Here is a 16,276-nt window from a genome sequence, read left to right as displayed (position 1 = left end):
TATAAGGATTTAAGCAATGCCAATCTATCGTTCAGCAACGACTACCCACGGACGCAACATGGCTGGTGCGCGCGCTTTATGGCGTGCAACTGGCGTTAAAGATGATGACTTCGGTAAGCCAATCATCGCAGTTGTAAACTCTTTCACTCAATTCGTACCAGGCCACGTTCACCTTAAAGATATGGGTCAATTGGTAGCAGGTGAAATCGAGAAAGCGGGCGGTATCGCTAAAGAATTCAACACCATCGCAGTTGATGATGGTATCGCAATGGGTCACGGTGGCATGCTGTACTCACTGCCATCACGTGAGCTTATCGCAGACTCAGTAGAGTACATGGTGAATGCTCACTGTGCGGATGCGATGGTATGTATCTCTAACTGTGACAAAATCACTCCGGGAATGATGATGGCAGCAATGCGCCTTAACATCCCAGTGATCTTTGTATCAGGCGGCCCAATGGAAGCGGGTAAAACTAAGCTTTCCGATCAAATCATCAAGCTAGACCTTGTTGACGCAATGATCCAAGGTGCCGATCCAACCATTTCTGATGAGCAAAGTGAGCAAGTAGAGCGTTCTGCATGTCCGACATGTGGTTCATGTTCAGGTATGTTCACAGCGAACTCAATGAACTGTCTAACAGAAGCGCTTGGTCTATCTCAGCCAGGTAACGGTTCTATGCTAGCAACCCACGCAGACCGTGAAGAGCTATTCATCAATGCTGGTAAGCGCATCGTTGACCTAACCAAGCGTTACTACGAGCAAGATGACGAATCAGCACTGCCTCGTAACATCGCAAACCGCGCAGCATTTGAAAACGCGATGGCACTGGATATCGCAATGGGCGGTTCTAGTAACACCGTTCTTCACCTATTGGCAGCAGCTCAAGAAGGTGAAGTCGACTTTGATATGGGTGATATCGACGAGATGTCTCGTCGCGTTCCACACCTATGTAAGGTTGCGCCTTCAACACCTAAATACCACATGGAAGACGTTCACCGCGCTGGTGGTGTTATGGCTATCCTAGGTGAACTAGACCGCGCAGGCCTACTGAACAACCAAACTCGCACTGTACTTGGCCTAAGCATGCAAGAGCAGCTAGCTCAATACGACATCATGCAGACAGAAGACGAAGCGGTACTTAAGTTCTTCCGCGCGGGCCCAGCAGGTATTCGTACCACCAAAGCCTTCTCACAAGATTGCCGTTGGGATCGTCTTGATGACGACCGTAAAGAAGGTTGTATCCGTACTAAAGAGAATGCATTCAGCCAAGAAGGTGGCCTAGCCGTACTTTCAGGCAACATCGCCGTTGACGGTTGTATCGTTAAGACAGCAGGTGTTGATGAAGAGAACCTGAAATTCCAAGGTCCTGCTATCGTATTTGAAAGCCAAGACACAGCCGTAGACGGCATCTTAGCGGGTAAAGTAAAAGCAGGCGAAGTGGTTGTTATCCGTTACGAAGGTCCTAAAGGTGGTCCGGGCATGCAAGAAATGCTCTACCCAACTACCTACCTAAAATCTATGGGTCTAGGTAAGTCTTGTGCTCTTCTAACTGACGGACGTTTCTCTGGCGGTACATCCGGTTTGTCTATCGGTCACGCTTCTCCAGAAGCAGCAAGTGGCGGTGTGATTGGTCTAGTAAACACTGGCGATATCATCACTATCGACATCCCTAGCCGTTCGATCACACTTGATGTGCCTGAAGCTGAACTAGAAGCGCGTCGTGTTAAGCAAGACGCACTAGGCTGGAAACCAGAAAACCGTCAGCGTGAAGTTTCATTCGCACTGAAAGCTTACGCAAGCATGGCAACCAGTGCCGACAAAGGCGCCGTGCGTGATAAGTCTAAGCTAGAGGGCTAGTCTATGAGTGATGACACGGTCAGTCCCCAAAAACAAACTGGCGCAGATTATCTGCGTCAGATCCTGAGAGCGCCAGTTTACGAAGCCGCAATCGTGACACCTCTGCAAGAGATGCCTCGCTTAAGTGCTCGCATTGGTAATCAGGTTCAGCTAAAGCGTGAAGACCGTCAGCCGGTCCACTCGTTCAAGCTACGTGGTGCCTACAACATGGTATCAAGCCTTTCAGAGCAACAGAAAGCCGCAGGTGTGATTGCAGCATCGGCAGGTAACCATGCTCAAGGTATGGCGCTGTCTGGCTCTAAGCTGGGCATTCAGACTACGATTGTGATGCCAAAAACCACGCCAGACATCAAGGTTGATGCGGTACGTGGCTTTGGCGGTAACGTAGTTCTACACGGCAGCAACTTTGATGAAGCTAAAGCTGAAGCAGAACGCCTTTCCGCTGAACATGGCTACACCTTTGTGCCTCCATTCGATCACCCATTGGTGATCGCCGGACAGGGCACCATGGGTATGGAAATGCTTCAGCAAAATGGTCACATGGATTACATCTTTGTGCCTGTCGGTGGTGGTGGTTTGGCTGCGGGTGTTGCCGTGCTAGTTAAGCAATTGATGCCGGAAATAAAAGTCATCGCGGTTGAACCTGAAGATTCATCTTGCTTGAAAGCAGCACTGGATGCCGGTGAGCCAGTAGTACTGGATCAAGTCAGCATGTTTGCCGATGGCGTTGCGGTTAAGCGCATTGGTGAAGAGACATTCCGTCTGTGTCAGCAGTACATCGATGGTCACATTGCCGTGTCTAGCGATGAGATCTGCTCTGCGGTCAAAGACATCTTTGAAGACACTCGTGCGATTGCCGAGCCTTCTGGTGCGCTTGCTCTGGCTGGTTTAAAGAAGTTTGCAGAGCAGAACCAACTGCAAGGCAAACAACTGGCAACTGTACTTTCTGGTGCTAATACCAACTTCCATGGTCTGCGCTATGTGTCTGAACGTTGTGAGCTGGGTGAAAAGCGCGAAGGTCTACTTGCGGTTACTATTCCTGAGCGACAAGGTGCCTTCCTAGAGTTCTGTAATATCATTGGCGGCCGTGCTGTGACTGAGTTTAACTACCGTCATAACGATGACAGCCTAGCGAACATCTTCGTCGGTGTACGTCTCAATGGTGGACAAGAAGAACTCGATCACATCATCAACGACCTGCGTGAAGGTGGCTATCCAGTCGTCGATCTGTCTGATGATGAGATGGCAAAACTGCACATTCGTTACATGATTGGTGGCAAACCATCAAAACCATTGAAAGAGCGCCTATACAGCTTCGAGTTTCCTGAATACCCAGGAGCATTGATTAAGTTCCTTGATACCTTAGGTACCCATTGGAATATCAGCCTGTTCAACTACCGTAACCACGGCGCTGATTACGGCCGTGTATTGTGTGGATTCGAACTGGATGATGATGATTTAGCTCAGTTCTCAACACATCTACGAGAGCTTGGCTATCAGTGTAAAGATGAAACCGATAACCCTTCCTACAAGTTCTTCTTGTCATAAGAGTTAACGACCGAATCAAAAAGAGCGAGTATTTACTCGCTCTTTTTATTGGTGCTGATTCAACTCAAACTTGAAAAGGATCTTCTCGCTAAGATCATTAGACCGCCTTGCGATGATCCAACCAATCTTGGTGAAGTTGTTCACTCGATCCTAGGTATTTCACCATCCACTCGATCAACTTATGGTTATCGTCTTTTCGCCACACCAAACAACAATGACTCTGCGGACTCGGTTCAGGCAGTATTTTTTCCACCAGCAAGCCTTGTTCGATAATTGGCGCGGCAATGTGCCTCGGCATATAACCCACCCCTATTCCATTTTTAAGGCATTCAATTGCGCTATACCAATTGGGTAACAACAGGCGTCTTTGACTTGAGTAGTGGCCTGTGTGTCGCTTAGGGAGCACACTGGAGGTATCATCCAAGCAGATGGCTGGATATTGGCTCACGAACTCTTCATTGAGGTTCTGTTCGCGCACACACGGGTGACTTGGCGACATTACAAATGCCCAATCTAATTGCCCCATGTCTTTGACTTCAAAATCGCCACCAACTGGCACAGCTGAGGTGGCGCCAATCACGATATCCGCCCTGCCCTGTGCAATCGCTTCCCATGAGCCGTTGAATACCTCCATGTTGATCTGAAGTTCGGCAAACTCAAAGGTTTGATAGAACTCTTCAATCATCGGCTTCATCTTGTCGAGCTTCACCACATTATCGAGCGTCAGACGCAAGGTTTTCTTCCAACCTCGAGCTGCTCGACGAGTCTGGGCACTGACCTCTTCCATTTGCCTCAGTAGTGCACGCGCCTCTTCAATGAACAGTTCACCTGCCGGAGTGAGCTCAACCTTTCTCGGTAAACGCCTGAAAAGCAGCACATCCAGTTCTTGTTCGACCTGTCTGACACCATAACTGATCGCCGAGGGCACTTTGTGCAACTGCTCAGCCGCCGCGGTAAAACTGCCCAAGCGCGCTACCGTATCGAGCATTTCTAAAGAGGATTTAGAGAACATAAGCCTTCAAATTTTTTGATTGATAACCACATATTTTAGCGTTTTATTTTATCAGGTCTGAAAAATAGAATGTCAGCATAAATAAACAGGGGCTTTCACTTCTGTATATCAAACAATTTTTTTGATGATAAAAACATCACTACCTTTAGCTTAATGGCATCTTATGAATATTTCTAAATTTCAATTGGTCTACCTTGCAGTTCTTTCAATGCTTGGCTTTATTGCGACCGATATGTACCTTCCTGCATTTAAGGCAATGGAAGTTGATTTCGCAACCGGCCCAGAGCAGATTGCCCTGTCTTTAACGGTATTCCTTGGCGGTATGGCAATGGGTCAGCTTCTTTGGGGTCTGGCGAGTGACAAGTATGGTCACCGTAATACGCTGGCGGTTGGTCTTGTTATCTTTACTGCAGCTTCATTCGGCTTAGCATTCAGCACCGAGGTATGGCATCTACTGACACTGCGCTTCATTCAAGCGATCGGCGTATGTGCTCCTGCGGTAATCTGGCAAGCAATGGTTATCAAGCGTTACTCACAAAGCAGTAGCCAACAAATTTTTGCAACCATCATGCCTTTGGTTGCGCTATCTCCTGCATTAGCACCTCAGCTAGGTGTGTTACTGGCGGATAGCTTTGGCTGGCACAGCATCTTCATCACATTAACCTTGATGGGTGCACTGCTAGTGGCGACAACAATGGCTCAACCAAAAGAAGCACCTGAAGTAAAACAGACATCGATTAAGACAGACATCAAGATGTTGCTTAAATCAAAGCCTTACATGGGTAATGTCTTAATGTTTGCTTCAGCATCTGCAGCGTTCTTCGCTTACCTAACGGGTATGCCAGAGATCATGGCTCAACTAGGTTATGAAGCAAAAGACATCGGTTTGAGCTTTATCCCACAAACAATCGCGTTCATGGCGGGTGGTTACTTCGGTAAGCAAGCAGTGAAGAAATATGGCGATGGCGTTGTACTAAGAAACCTTATCGGTTTGTTCAGTGTAGCGGCGATGCTTATCTTTATCGCATCACAGTGGGAACTGACGTCAATCTGGCCTCTACTTGCGCCTTTCTGTTTGATTGCTGTCGCAAACGGCGCACTTTACCCAATCGTAGTAAACCGTGCTCTATCAAGCGCTAAACAAAGCCCAGCAACAGCTGCTGGTCTACAAAACAGCCTGCAAATCAGTATCAGTGGCCTATCAAGTGCATTGGTCGCGGCAATGGCTAGCCAAGCACTAAGCGCGACGGGTATTGCCGTTGTGATCTGTTTGGGTGCGTTGTGGGTTGGCTATATTGTTTCGAACAAAGAGCTTTCTGAACACTTCGCGACACCTGACAACTCTCGAGTAGTCGCTGACGAGAAACAAGACTAGTTTCTAAGTTAACGAAAACAAAAAAGAGCGAGATTACTCGCTCTTTTTTTATATCTAGATAAATAAGAAAAAGCCAGTAGCGGTACTACTGACTTTCATTTAAATCATCTTATTTATTAAGAGACTACTTTTTCTTAGTCGGACGCTGCCAGTCAGCAATCTTACGTTCTTTCGCACGGCTGATAACTAGCTCATTTTCAGAAACATCGCGTGTTACGGTAGAGCCAGCTCCAACGGTAGCACCATTACCAATCGTAACAGGCGCTATTAATTGACTATCTGAACCAACAAACACGTCATCACCAATAATGGTCTTAAACTTATTCGCCCCATCGTAGTTACAAGTAATTGCACCCGCACCCACGTTTACGCGCTGACCAATTTCAGCATCCCCAAGATAAGTCAGGTGGTTGGCTTTAGAGCCTTCGCCAAGGCGAGTGTTCTTCACTTCAACAAAGTTACCGACGTGCGAGTTATTACGCATATCGGCACCCGGACGTAGGCGAGTGAATGGACCAACGGTACAGTCTTCCCCCACCGTTGCCCCTTCAATAACGCTGTATGGACGAACGATGGTGTTGTCGTCAATCTCACAGTCTTTCAGTACACATCCCGTACCAATAACCACATTATCACCAATGCTGACACTGCCTTCAATGATAACGTTAGTATCGATCTCGACATCCATACCGCACTGCAGATCACCGCGTAGATCAAAGCGGCTAGGGTCGCGTAGCATCACGCCTTGCTTCAATAGCTTATCGGCTTGCGTAGCTTGGTAAGCGCGCTCTAGGCGAGCCAGTTGCGAACGATCGTTAACGCCTTCCACTTCAATTGGGCTTACTGGGTGTACCGCTTCAACTGCACGACCTTCGTCGTGAGCCGCAGCGATAACGTCAGTCAGGTAATATTCACCCTGTGCGTTGTCGTTGCTTAGACCTGACAACCAGCGCTTCAGATCGCCACCAGTCGCCACCATAACGCCGGTATTGATCTCTTTGATAAGCTTCTGCTCATCCGTTGCATCTTTCTGTTCAACGATAGCCACAACAGGGCCATTACGACGAATAATACGTCCGTAGCCCATCGGGTTGTCTAACACGACAGTAAGTAGCGCGATGCCACCGTTTGGTTGAGCGTCTAATAGGTTTTCAATGGTTTCAGGTGAGATCAGTGGAACATCACCGTATAGCACCAATACTTTTTCATCATCAGCGAAATGTGCAGATGCTTGATCCACAGCGTGACCCGTACCCAGCTGCTCAGCTTGCAGTGCCCAGTTTACAGATTCTTCAGCTAGAGTAGCCTTCATCTGATCACCACCGTGGCCGTAAACCAGGTTGATGTTTTGAGCGCCTAAACCATTACATGTATCGATAACATGCTTCACCATTGGCTTACCCGCAAGTGTGTGCAGAACCTTTGGTGTGTTTGAATACATGCGAGTGCCTTTGCCCGCCGCGAGAATTACCGCGCTAAACTTCATTGTAAACCTATCCAACGTTATTTTTATTAAGCCGATATTGTAACCGTTTTTGGGCAAAAAATTAAATCGCAATAACCATTTAACCAGTAGTGATACGTAAAAGAAGCATTTTTGAGAATCTAAAAATGCAAAAAGGCGACCCTTAGGTCGCCTTTATCTCAGAGTCTGTAATCTTAAAAAGATTAACGACGCTGTTTTGTCAGTTCGATAACTCGTAACTGAGCAATGGCTTTAGCCAGTTCACCGGCCGCTTGTGCGAAGTCTATGTCGCCATGCTGATTTTGGATATTCTCCACAGCCTTGCGCTTAGCTTCTTCCGCCTTTGCTGCGTCTAGCTCTTCACCACGGATAGCTGTATCAGCCAGTACAGTTGCTGTACCAGGCTGAACTTCTACCATACCACCAGAAACATAAATGATTTCTTCGTGGCCGTGCTGCTTAACAATACGCACCATGCCAGGCTTGATAGCGGTCAGCAGTGGACAGTGACCATGGAAAATACCAAGTTCACCCTCACTACCGGTCACCTGAAACGTCTCAACAAGGCCTGAGAAAATTTGTTTCTCTGCACTTACAACGTCTAGGTGAAAGGTTATTGCTGCCATATCGCCTCCTAGTTAGCCTTATAGCTTCTTAGCATTCTCGATAGCTTCGTCAATTGCACCACAGTACATGAACGCTTGCTCTGGAATGTCATCGTATTCACCAGATAGAAGACCTTGGAAGCCACGTAGAGTCTCTTTAAGAGGTACGTAAATGCCTGGGTCACCTGTAAATACTTCCGCTACGTGGTAAGGCTGAGTTAGGAACTTCTCAATCTTACGAGCACGAGATACAACTTGCTTATCTTCTTCAGATAGCTCGTCCATACCTAGGATAGCAATGATATCTTTCAGCTCTTTATAGCGCTGAAGAGTAGACTGAACGCCACGAGCGATGTCGTAGTGCTCTTGTCCAACTACCAATGGATCCAGTTGACGTGAAGTAGAATCTAGCGGGTCGATCGCAGGGTATAGACCCATAGATGCGATGTTACGGTTAAGTACAACCGTTGCATCCAAGTGAGCGAACGTTGTTGCTGGAGACGGGTCAGTCAAGTCATCCGCAGGTACGTATACCGCCTGTACAGACGTGATAGAACCAGCTTTAGTTGACGTGATACGCTCTTGTAGAACACCCATTTCTTCAGCCAGTGTAGGTTGGTAACCTACCGCAGAAGGCATACGACCTAGAAGTGCTGATACTTCAGTACCTGCTAGTGTGTAACGGTAGATGTTATCAACGAACAGTAGAACGTCACGACCTTCGTCACGGAAGCGCTCTGCCATTGTTAGGCCAGTCAGGGCAACACGTAGACGGTTACCTGGTGGCTCGTTCATCTGACCGTAAACCATCGCTACTTTTGATTCTTCAGGTTTTTCGATGTTTACAACACCTGCTTCCTGCATCTCAAAGTAGAAATCGTTACCTTCACGAGTACGCTCACCTACACCTGCAAATACAGATAGGCCTGAGTGTTGAAGTGCGATGTTGTTGATAAGTTCCATCATGTTAACGGTCTTACCTACACCAGCACCACCGAATAGACCGATTTTACCACCCTTAGCGAATGGACAAATCAAGTCGATTACTTTAACACCAGTTTCTAGAAGAGCTGTCTCGTTAGACTGCTCTTCGTAGCTTGGAGCTTCACGGTGAATGGCGTAATGCTCTTCAGCACCAATCTCGCCACACTCATCAATCGCGTCACCTAGGACATTCATGATACGACCCAATGTCTTAGTACCTACTGGTACTGAGATTGGAGCGCCAGTATTTTCAACTGTCAAACCACGACGTAAACCATCAGAGCTACCCATTACGATTGCGCGAACTACGCCACCGCCAAGTTGTTGCTGAACTTCAAGAACTAGACGTTCTTGTACTTCATTAACATTCAGAGCGTCGTATACACGAGGTACTTCACCCTGTGGGAACTCTACGTCGACTACCGCACCGATGATCTGTACGATCTTACCTGTAGCCATCGTTAATCCTCTAACTATTTAGTTTTACCTAAGCTTAAACCGCAGCTGCACCTGAAACGATCTCAGAAAGTTCTTGTGTAATTGCCGCTTGACGCGCTTTGTTGTACACAAGTTCTAAGTCATCAATAATGTCACCAGCGTTATCTGTTGCTGATTTCATAGCAATCATTCGAGCCGCTTGCTCACAAGCAAGGTTCTCGACCACACCTTGATATACTTGAGATTCGACGTAGCGAACCAGTAGTGCATCTAGTAGTGGTTTTGGCTCAGGCTCATAAATGTAGTCCCAAGCATGATCGCGTTTCATGTCTTCGCTGTCTGATTTAGGCAAAGGAAGTAATTGATCGATCGTTGGTTCTTGTACCATAGTGTTTTCAAACTTGTTGAACACTACGAACAGGCGATCCAATTCGCCTTCATCATATTTCTTCAGCATAACGCTTACAGAGCCAATCAAGTCTTCAAGGCTTGGGCGATCGCCCAGACCAGAAACTTGAGCTGCTACTTTCGCGCCGCTGTTGTTGAAAAATGCTGTCGCTTTTGAACCTACAATTGCAAGTTCAACGTCAGCACCTTTCTCAGACCAATCTTTCATGTCGTTCATGGCTTTTTTGAACAAGTTAATGTTCAAACCACCACAAAGACCACGGTCTGTAGAAACGATGATGTAACCAACACGTTTGGCTTCACGTTCCTCAAGATAAGGATGCTTATACTCGAGGCTACCATTAGCCAAATGACCGATCACTTTACGCATTGTTTCTGCATATGGACGAGTAGCTTCCATTGCGTCTTGAGAACGACGCATTTTTGAAGCTGCTACCATTTCCATTGCTTTCGTAATCTTCTGTGTGCTTTTAACACTACCGATTTTATTACGTATCTCTTTTGCGCCGGCCATCGTTACTCTCCGTTAATGGTATGAGGTGGCCCTAAGACCACCTACCAATTACCAGGTCTGGGTTGCCTTGAAATCGTCAACAAGCTTCTTCAGCTCAGCTTCGATTTCTTTATTGAAAGCACCCGTTGTGTCGATCTGTGTTGCTAGATCGGCATATTGACCACGAGCAAACGACAGTAAAGCAGCTTCAAAGTCTAGAACTTTAGAAAGTTCAACGTCTTGAAGGTATCCACGCTCTGCAGCGAAGATTACTAGAGCTTGGTCAAATACAGACATAGGAGCGTATTGCTTCTGCTTCATCAGTTCTGTAACTTTTTGACCGTGGTCTAGCTGCTTCTTAGTCGCTTCATCAAGATCCGAAGAGAACTGAGCAAATGCTGCAAGTTCACGGTATTGAGCTAGAGCAGTACGGATACCGCCAGATAGCTTCTTGATGATTTTAGTCTGCGCCGAACCACCTACACGAGAAACTGAGATACCAGGGTCAACAGCTGGACGTACGCCCGCGTTGAATAGCTCAGTTTGTAGGAAGATCTGACCATCGGTAATCGAGATTACGTTCGTCGGTACGAATGCAGATACGTCACCAGCTTGCGTTTCGATGATAGGAAGAGCAGTTAAAGAACCCGTCTTGCCTTTCACTTCGCCTTTAGTGAATTCTTCTACGTAGTGTTCGCTTACACGAGCAGCACGCTCTAGTAGACGAGAGTGAAGGTAGAAAACATCACCAGGGAACGCTTCACGACCTGGTGGACGCTTAAGCAGTAGTGAGATCTGACGGTAAGCGACAGCTTGCTTAGATAGATCATCATAAACAATCAGTGCATCTTCACCGCGATCACGGAAGTATTCACCCATCGCACAACCAGCATACGGTGCAAGGTATTGCAGCGCTGCAGATTCAGAAGCCGATGCAACAACAACAACAGTGTTTGCTAGTGCGCCGTGCTCTTCTAGTTTGCGAACTACGTTAGCGATAGTCGACGCTTTTTGGCCGATTGCAACGTAGATAGAGAAAATACCAGAATTTTTTTGGTTAATAATCGCATCGATCGCCATTGCTGTTTTACCAGTCTGACGGTCACCGATAATAAGTTCACGCTGACCACGACCGATAGGGATCATTGAGTCAACTGACTTGTAACCAGTTTGAACAGGTTGATCTACCGATTTACGGTCGATTACACCTGGTGCGATAATTTCTACAGGCGAAGTCAATTTCGCATCAATAGGACCTTTACCATCAATTGGCTCACCTAGCGTGTTTACCACACGACCAAGCATTTCAGGACCTACTGGTACTTCGAGAATACGACCCGTACCTGTAACTTTCATGCCTTCCTGTAGGTCAGCATATGGGCCCATTACAACAGCACCAACCGAATCACGGTTCAAGTTAAGTGCTAGCGCGTAACGGCCACCCGGTAGTTCAATCATTTCACCTTGCATCACGTCCGCTAGGCCGTGAATGCTAAGGATGCCATCGCTTACCGAAACGATAGTACCTTCATTGCGAGCTTCACTAACAACGTCGAAAGATTCAATACGTTGTTTAATTAGATCGCTAATTTCAGTGGAATTAAGTTGCATGCTCCAATCCCCATTAAGACTGCAATGCATCGCTCAGGCGGTCTAAACGACTGCGCGCTGAGTTATCGATGACTAGGTCTCCGGCTCGAATAATAACTCCACTAAGTAGAGTCTCATCTATACTGCAATTCAGCTGAACTTTGCGCGCTAAGCGCTGTTCCAATTTGCTGCTGATCTCTGCGCGTTGTTCTTTAGAAAGTTCAACCGCTGAAGTGACTTCAACGTCGATCTCTTTCTCGTGCTCTTGTTTGAGCAATAAGAACTCTTTGCAAACATCAGGAAAAGCCATTAAGCGGCCATTCTCTGCCATTACTTTTATCAAGTTCTGGCCGAATTCATCAAATTGTTCGCCACAAATTACAATGAATACTTCAGCTAATTTTTCAGCAGTTTGAGAGCTGCTTAAGAAATTGTGAACATCATCATTTTGTGCCACTTCGGCAGCAAAAGTAAGCATCTGACCCCATTGGTCTAGCTCACCTTTCTCTACCGCAAAGTCAAACGCTGCTTTAGCATAGGGGCGTGCGATTGTAGTCAAATCAGACATATACAGCCCCTTGCTTTAAAGTTTTGCAGTAATGTTGTTAAGAAGATCATCGTGTACATCTTTATCGATTGTACGCTCAAGGATTTTCTCAGCACCAGCAATTGCCAGAGTTGCGACTTGTTTGCGCAGGTCATCACGGGCACGTGTGCGCTCAGCTTCAATTTCGGCTTCCGCTTGCGCTAAGATTTTCTGGCGTTCTGCCTGAGCCTCTTCGCGAGCTTCATCAATAATTTGAGCCTTGCGTTTATTTGCCTGTTCAATAACCTCAGTTGCGGTGCGCTTCGCTTCTTTCAATTGGTCAGAAGCGTTGGCTTGTGCTAGATCCAAGTTTTTAGCAGCGCGTTCAGCGGCTACTAGACCGTCAGCAATTTTTTTCTGACGCTCTTCAATTGCTTGCATGATTGGTGGCCATACATATTTCATGCAGAACCAAACAAACATAGAAAAAGCAATTGCTTGACCTAACAGAGTTGCGTTCATATTCACAACAGCTACCCCTCGTTAAGAATCAACTACAAAAATTTAATTAACTAATTAACAGTTAATTAGCCTGCTAGTTGACCAACAAATGGGTTAGCAAACGTGAATAGTAGTGCGATTACGATACCGATCATTGGAACAGCATCCAGTAGACCAGCGATGATGAACATCTTAACTTGTAGCATTGGAGCCATTTCAGGTTGACGCGCAGCGCCTTCTAGGAATTTACCACCAAGAATAGCAAAACCAATTGCAGTACCTACGGCACAAAGACCAACAATAATAGCAACAGCGATTGCTGAAAAACTTAGTACAGTTTCCATTTACGTTCTCCGATTAACATTAATAGTTAGAATAAAACTTAAAAATTTTTAGTGATCGCCATCTTCATGGGCCATTGATAAATAAACAATTGTTAACATCATGAAAACAAATGCTTGAATCAAAATAACCAAGATATGGAAGATAGCCCAAGGTAGAGAGCCTACCCATTGTAAATACCACGGTAGCATTGCCGCACAAAGAATGAATACAACCTCACCTGCGAACATGTTACCGAATAGACGCATACCAAGTGATAGAGGCTTCGCGAGTAGCGATACCACTTCAATCAGTAGGTTAAACGGGATCATGATTGGGTGATTAAATGGATGTAAAGCAAGTTCTTTGGCGAATCCACCTAAGCCTTTTACTTTGATGCTGTAGTAGATCATCAGAGCAAAAACACCTAAGGCCATTGACATGGTTATATTAACATCAGCTGAAGGAACCACTTTCAAATAAGGGATACCTAGCCAATGCTCCGCAGGATATGGTAAGAAATCGATAGGCACTAAGTCCATCAAGTTCATTAAAATAATCCAGCAGAATATAGTCAGTGCTAATGGAGCAATCAGAGGGTTGCGGCCATGGAAAGTGTCTTTAACGTTGCCATCAACGAATTCAACTACCATTTCAACAAAACACTGAAGCTTACCAGGTACACCTACTGTTGCTTTCTTAGCGACTGAGCGAAAAACCCAAAGGAATAACATCCCTGTCAACACCGAAAAAAACAGACTGTCTATATGTACGTTCCAGAAACTTGTCTCCTCTACAAGACCAAACTTAGCTAAAGAAAGGTTTTGTAAGTGGTGCTCAATGTATCCGGATGCTGTTGGCGCAGCCATAACTCATCCTATTTTTTATTGTTAATGAAAAGCACTGGCGCAAAGATATTAATACCTAGAACCAGTAAATAGGTCAGTTTGAGGGGAACTAATTCCACCTGCATATACATGTAGACAATAGAGAATAGTAGAACTGTGATAAGGATTTTTAGCGCTTCGCCTGCATAGAACGACGCCGCAACTAACTTAGTTGCGCGAGCTCCACTAAATAGGAAAGCACACACACAAAAAACTGCATTTGCGATGACAAAAATACCGCCACCGATTAATGCAGCAAAACCCCAATCAGGATTAACAGCTAAACCTAACCCTATCGCCACTAATATAACCGCGCTAAGCTCGATCAATAACATTTGCTTTGCAAGCACTCGTCCTGGTCTTGCTAACGCCGCTACCATGTATTCGTTCCTCTTTTAAGCCTTCTTTACTACTCGCTTAAAAGCGTGCTGAGAAATTGGCGAAAATTATACGTTCAGCCAAATTGATTGCAATAACAATGCAGCAATCATTTACATTTTTGCATACAAACCTACAACTTTTGTACGAAATTACTTGTTTATTACATAATTGACCTAAATCAATTATCTCATTTAGTACTCTAGTTTAGCAATAAGTTGCTCTAATTTGTGAGGCTCATCAAGAGTAATTGTCACTTTTGACTTACCGCTAACAGAACGAGTAACTGAAACGTTTGCTTGCAATTTTTCCGTGAGTCTTCGTGAAAGTTCGATAGCTTCTGTGTCTTCAGGCTTCGATTCACCTTCAACGTCTGGTTTTAAGCACTTTTTGACAAGTTGCTCAGTTTGACGCACGGTCATTTTTTTGGTTGCCGCAGTGTTTGCTGCTTCAACCTGGGTATCACCTTCAAGCGCAAGCAGTGCTCGAGCATGCCCCATTTCCAGTTGTTTATTGGAAACTAAACCTTTTACTTCATTTTCGAGCTGATTTAGACGTAATAAGTTACTCACCGTAGCTCTCGATTTACCGATTACATCAGCGACTTGTTGGTGTGTCAGCTCAAATTCGTTCTGTAAGCGCTCTAGCGCTTGTGCTTCTTCGATAACATTCAGATCTTCACGCTGAATATTCTCAATCAACGCCATCGCGATAGCGGCTTTGTCTTCGACTCTCTTGACCAAACATGGCACTTGTTTAAGGCCAGCTTGACGAGCCGCTCTCCAACGACGTTCACCAGCAATAATCTCGAACTGGTCGTGCGCCAATGGGCGAACTACGATCGGTTGGATAATGCCTTGAGATTGAATTGATGCTGCCAGCTCTTCTAGCGCTTCAGGCGCAATATCCTTACGCGGTTGATATACACCAGGCTTCAAGCAACCAACAGCCAGTTCAATAAGCTCACCATCAGCCGACAACGCCTGACTATGAGAAGCAACTTGCTGTTTTTCACGAGCCAATGAGCTAGTTGCAAGCAATGCATCTAGCCCTTTTCCTAAACCACGCTTAGACATTGAGCGAATTCCTTTGGTTGGACCTATACTGGGACTTCTTCACGACGCAACATTTCGCCAGCAAGAGCAAGGTAAGCCTTAGCTCCTGCGGAATATTTGTCGTAGTACATTGCTGGCTTGCCATGACTAGGCGCTTCTGCCAGACGCACATTTCTAGGGATAACAGTTCGGTAGACTTTGCTACCAAAATGTTTTTTGAGTTGATCAGATACTTCGTTCGATAAGCGGTTACGAGGATCGTACATAGTACGTAGAAGACCTTCGATCTTAAGATTCTCGTTTACTACCGCAGCGAGTTTACTGATGGTATCCATCAACGCAGTCAAACCTTCCAAAGCAAAGTATTCACATTGCATAGGAACCAATACGGAGTCGGCCGCAGCCATCGCGTTGATTGTAAGAAGGTTTAATGAGGGCGGACAATCAATAAAGATGAAATCATAGTTATTGCGAATGGGTTCGAGTGCATTTTTTAAACGAACTTCACGAGCAAACACTTCCATCAGCTTGATTTCTGCCGCAGTAACATCACCGTTCGCGGCGATGAGGTCATAATTGCCAGATGTACTCCGGCAAACCACCTCATCAAATGGGGTGTCTTCAACCAACAAATCGTAAGCTGTTGCTTCAACTTGATACTTGTCGACACCGCTCGCCATAGTGGCATTACCTTGAGGATCGAGGTCAACAACCAATATCTTGCGTTTTGTTGCCGCCATTGATGCTGCTAAATTAATGCAAGTTGTTGTTTTTCCTACGCCACCCTTCTGGTTGGCAATTGCTACGATTCTACCCACTATGGCCTCGCTGA

At 45.9% G+C, this 16,276-nt stretch carries 16 protein-coding genes; 3 read left to right on the top strand and 13 right to left on the bottom strand.

The window, feature by feature from the left end:
- Positions 1–16: 16 nt before the first annotated feature.
- Complete coding sequence (gene ilvD, locus AB6E78_RS10310) at positions 17–1,858, top strand: dihydroxy-acid dehydratase (protein WP_017058786.1); 1,842 nt, start codon at positions 17–19, stop codon at positions 1,856–1,858.
- 3 nt (positions 1,859–1,861) lie between these two features.
- Positions 1,862–3,406, top strand: a complete 1,545-nt coding sequence (ilvA, locus tag AB6E78_RS10305) for a threonine ammonia-lyase, biosynthetic (RefSeq protein WP_102426595.1) — start codon at positions 1,862–1,864, stop codon at positions 3,404–3,406.
- A gap of 97 nt (positions 3,407–3,503) precedes the next feature.
- Here ilvA and punR read toward each other — a convergent pair whose 3' ends face one another.
- On the bottom strand, positions 3,504–4,418 hold the full coding sequence (gene punR, locus AB6E78_RS10300; RefSeq protein ID WP_372133394.1) for a DNA-binding transcriptional activator PunR: 915 nt from the start codon (positions 4,416–4,418) through the stop codon (positions 3,504–3,506).
- 163 nt (positions 4,419–4,581) lie between these two features.
- Here punR and punC point away from each other — a divergent pair, with 163 nt between their 5' ends.
- A complete protein-coding gene (punC, locus tag AB6E78_RS10295) occupies positions 4,582–5,793 on the top strand; it encodes a purine nucleoside transporter PunC (protein ID WP_017063021.1) in 1,212 nt (403 codons plus the stop codon).
- Between the two features lie 124 nt (positions 5,794–5,917).
- Here punC and glmU read toward each other — a convergent pair whose 3' ends face one another.
- From glmU to AB6E78_RS10235, 12 genes are all read right to left on the bottom strand, one after another.
- Positions 5,918–7,279 (bottom strand): bifunctional UDP-N-acetylglucosamine diphosphorylase/glucosamine-1-phosphate N-acetyltransferase GlmU, encoded by a 1,362-nt coding sequence (gene glmU / locus AB6E78_RS10290; protein ID WP_017058790.1) that lies wholly within the window; start codon positions 7,277–7,279, stop codon positions 5,918–5,920.
- A 182-nt stretch (positions 7,280–7,461) separates the two neighbouring features.
- On the bottom strand, positions 7,462–7,884 hold the full coding sequence (locus AB6E78_RS10285) for a F0F1 ATP synthase subunit epsilon (protein ID WP_017058791.1): 423 nt from the start codon (positions 7,882–7,884) through the stop codon (positions 7,462–7,464).
- A gap of 18 nt (positions 7,885–7,902) precedes the next feature.
- The gene (gene atpD, locus AB6E78_RS10280; protein ID WP_017058792.1) at positions 7,903–9,306 is read right to left on the bottom strand and encodes a F0F1 ATP synthase subunit beta; all 1,404 of its coding nucleotides are present in this window, start codon (positions 9,304–9,306) and stop codon (positions 7,903–7,905) included.
- Between the two features lie 34 nt (positions 9,307–9,340).
- On the bottom strand, positions 9,341–10,207 hold the full coding sequence (atpG, locus tag AB6E78_RS10275) for a F0F1 ATP synthase subunit gamma (RefSeq protein ID WP_017058793.1): 867 nt from the start codon (positions 10,205–10,207) through the stop codon (positions 9,341–9,343).
- Positions 10,208–10,255: 48 nt separating this feature from the next.
- Positions 10,256–11,797, bottom strand: a complete 1,542-nt coding sequence (gene atpA / locus AB6E78_RS10270; RefSeq protein WP_102321083.1) for a F0F1 ATP synthase subunit alpha — start codon at positions 11,795–11,797, stop codon at positions 10,256–10,258.
- A 13-nt stretch (positions 11,798–11,810) separates the two neighbouring features.
- Entirely contained in the window at positions 11,811–12,344 is a 534-nt protein-coding gene (gene atpH / locus AB6E78_RS10265; protein WP_017058795.1) for a F0F1 ATP synthase subunit delta, read from the bottom strand.
- 15 nt (positions 12,345–12,359) lie between these two features.
- A complete protein-coding gene (gene atpF / locus AB6E78_RS10260) occupies positions 12,360–12,830 on the bottom strand; it encodes a F0F1 ATP synthase subunit B (RefSeq protein ID WP_032545592.1) in 471 nt (156 codons plus the stop codon).
- Positions 12,831–12,889: 59 nt separating this feature from the next.
- Positions 12,890–13,147 carry a F0F1 ATP synthase subunit C gene (gene atpE, locus AB6E78_RS10255; RefSeq protein WP_004411110.1) on the bottom strand — a complete coding sequence of 86 codons (258 nt, stop codon included), beginning with the start codon at positions 13,145–13,147 and terminating at the stop codon, positions 12,890–12,892.
- Between the two features lie 48 nt (positions 13,148–13,195).
- On the bottom strand, positions 13,196–13,993 hold the full coding sequence (atpB, locus tag AB6E78_RS10250; RefSeq protein WP_017058797.1) for a F0F1 ATP synthase subunit A: 798 nt from the start codon (positions 13,991–13,993) through the stop codon (positions 13,196–13,198).
- 8 nt (positions 13,994–14,001) lie between these two features.
- A complete protein-coding gene (locus AB6E78_RS10245) occupies positions 14,002–14,391 on the bottom strand; it encodes a F0F1 ATP synthase subunit I (protein ID WP_017058798.1) in 390 nt (129 codons plus the stop codon).
- Positions 14,392–14,583: 192 nt separating this feature from the next.
- Entirely contained in the window at positions 14,584–15,465 is an 882-nt protein-coding gene (locus AB6E78_RS10240; RefSeq protein WP_017058799.1) for a ParB/RepB/Spo0J family partition protein, read from the bottom strand.
- Positions 15,466–15,488: 23 nt separating this feature from the next.
- Complete coding sequence (locus AB6E78_RS10235; RefSeq protein WP_029235097.1) at positions 15,489–16,262, bottom strand: ParA family protein; 774 nt, start codon at positions 16,260–16,262, stop codon at positions 15,489–15,491.
- Positions 16,263–16,276 lie beyond the last annotated feature (14 nt).

This window comes from Vibrio sp. 10N.247.310.98 (genome assembly GCF_041467395.1).
Lineage (GTDB): Bacteria > Pseudomonadota > Gammaproteobacteria > Enterobacterales > Vibrionaceae > Vibrio > Vibrio crassostreae_C.
This window is presented reverse-complemented; position numbering and strand designations above follow the sequence as displayed.

Bases quoted from the DNA above. Each gene is read 5' to 3' on its own strand.
- ilvD (WP_017058786.1), top strand. From the start codon at position 17: ATGCCAATCTATCGTTCAGCAACGACTACCCACGGACGCAACATGGCT.
- ilvA (WP_102426595.1), top strand. From the start codon at position 1,862: ATGAGTGATGACACGGTCAGTCCCCAAAAACAAACTGGCGCAGATTAT.
- punR (WP_372133394.1), bottom strand. From the start codon at position 4,418: ATGTTCTCTAAATCCTCTTTAGAAATGCTCGATACGGTAGCGCGCTTG.
- punC (WP_017063021.1), top strand. From the start codon at position 4,582: ATGAATATTTCTAAATTTCAATTGGTCTACCTTGCAGTTCTTTCAATG.
- glmU (WP_017058790.1), bottom strand. From the start codon at position 7,279: ATGAAGTTTAGCGCGGTAATTCTCGCGGCGGGCAAAGGCACTCGCATG.
- AB6E78_RS10285 (WP_017058791.1), bottom strand. From the start codon at position 7,884: ATGGCAGCAATAACCTTTCACCTAGACGTTGTAAGTGCAGAGAAACAA.
- atpD (WP_017058792.1), bottom strand. From the start codon at position 9,306: ATGGCTACAGGTAAGATCGTACAGATCATCGGTGCGGTAGTCGACGTA.
- atpG (WP_017058793.1), bottom strand. From the start codon at position 10,207: ATGGCCGGCGCAAAAGAGATACGTAATAAAATCGGTAGTGTTAAAAGC.
- atpA (WP_102321083.1), bottom strand. From the start codon at position 11,797: ATGCAACTTAATTCCACTGAAATTAGCGATCTAATTAAACAACGTATT.
- atpH (WP_017058795.1), bottom strand. From the start codon at position 12,344: ATGTCTGATTTGACTACAATCGCACGCCCCTATGCTAAAGCAGCGTTT.
- atpE (WP_004411110.1), bottom strand. From the start codon at position 13,147: ATGGAAACTGTACTAAGTTTTTCAGCAATCGCTGTTGCTATTATTGTT.
- atpB (WP_017058797.1), bottom strand. From the start codon at position 13,993: ATGGCTGCGCCAACAGCATCCGGATACATTGAGCACCACTTACAAAAC.
- AB6E78_RS10245 (WP_017058798.1), bottom strand. From the start codon at position 14,391: ATGGTAGCGGCGTTAGCAAGACCAGGACGAGTGCTTGCAAAGCAAATG.
- AB6E78_RS10240 (WP_017058799.1), bottom strand. From the start codon at position 15,465: ATGTCTAAGCGTGGTTTAGGAAAAGGGCTAGATGCATTGCTTGCAACT.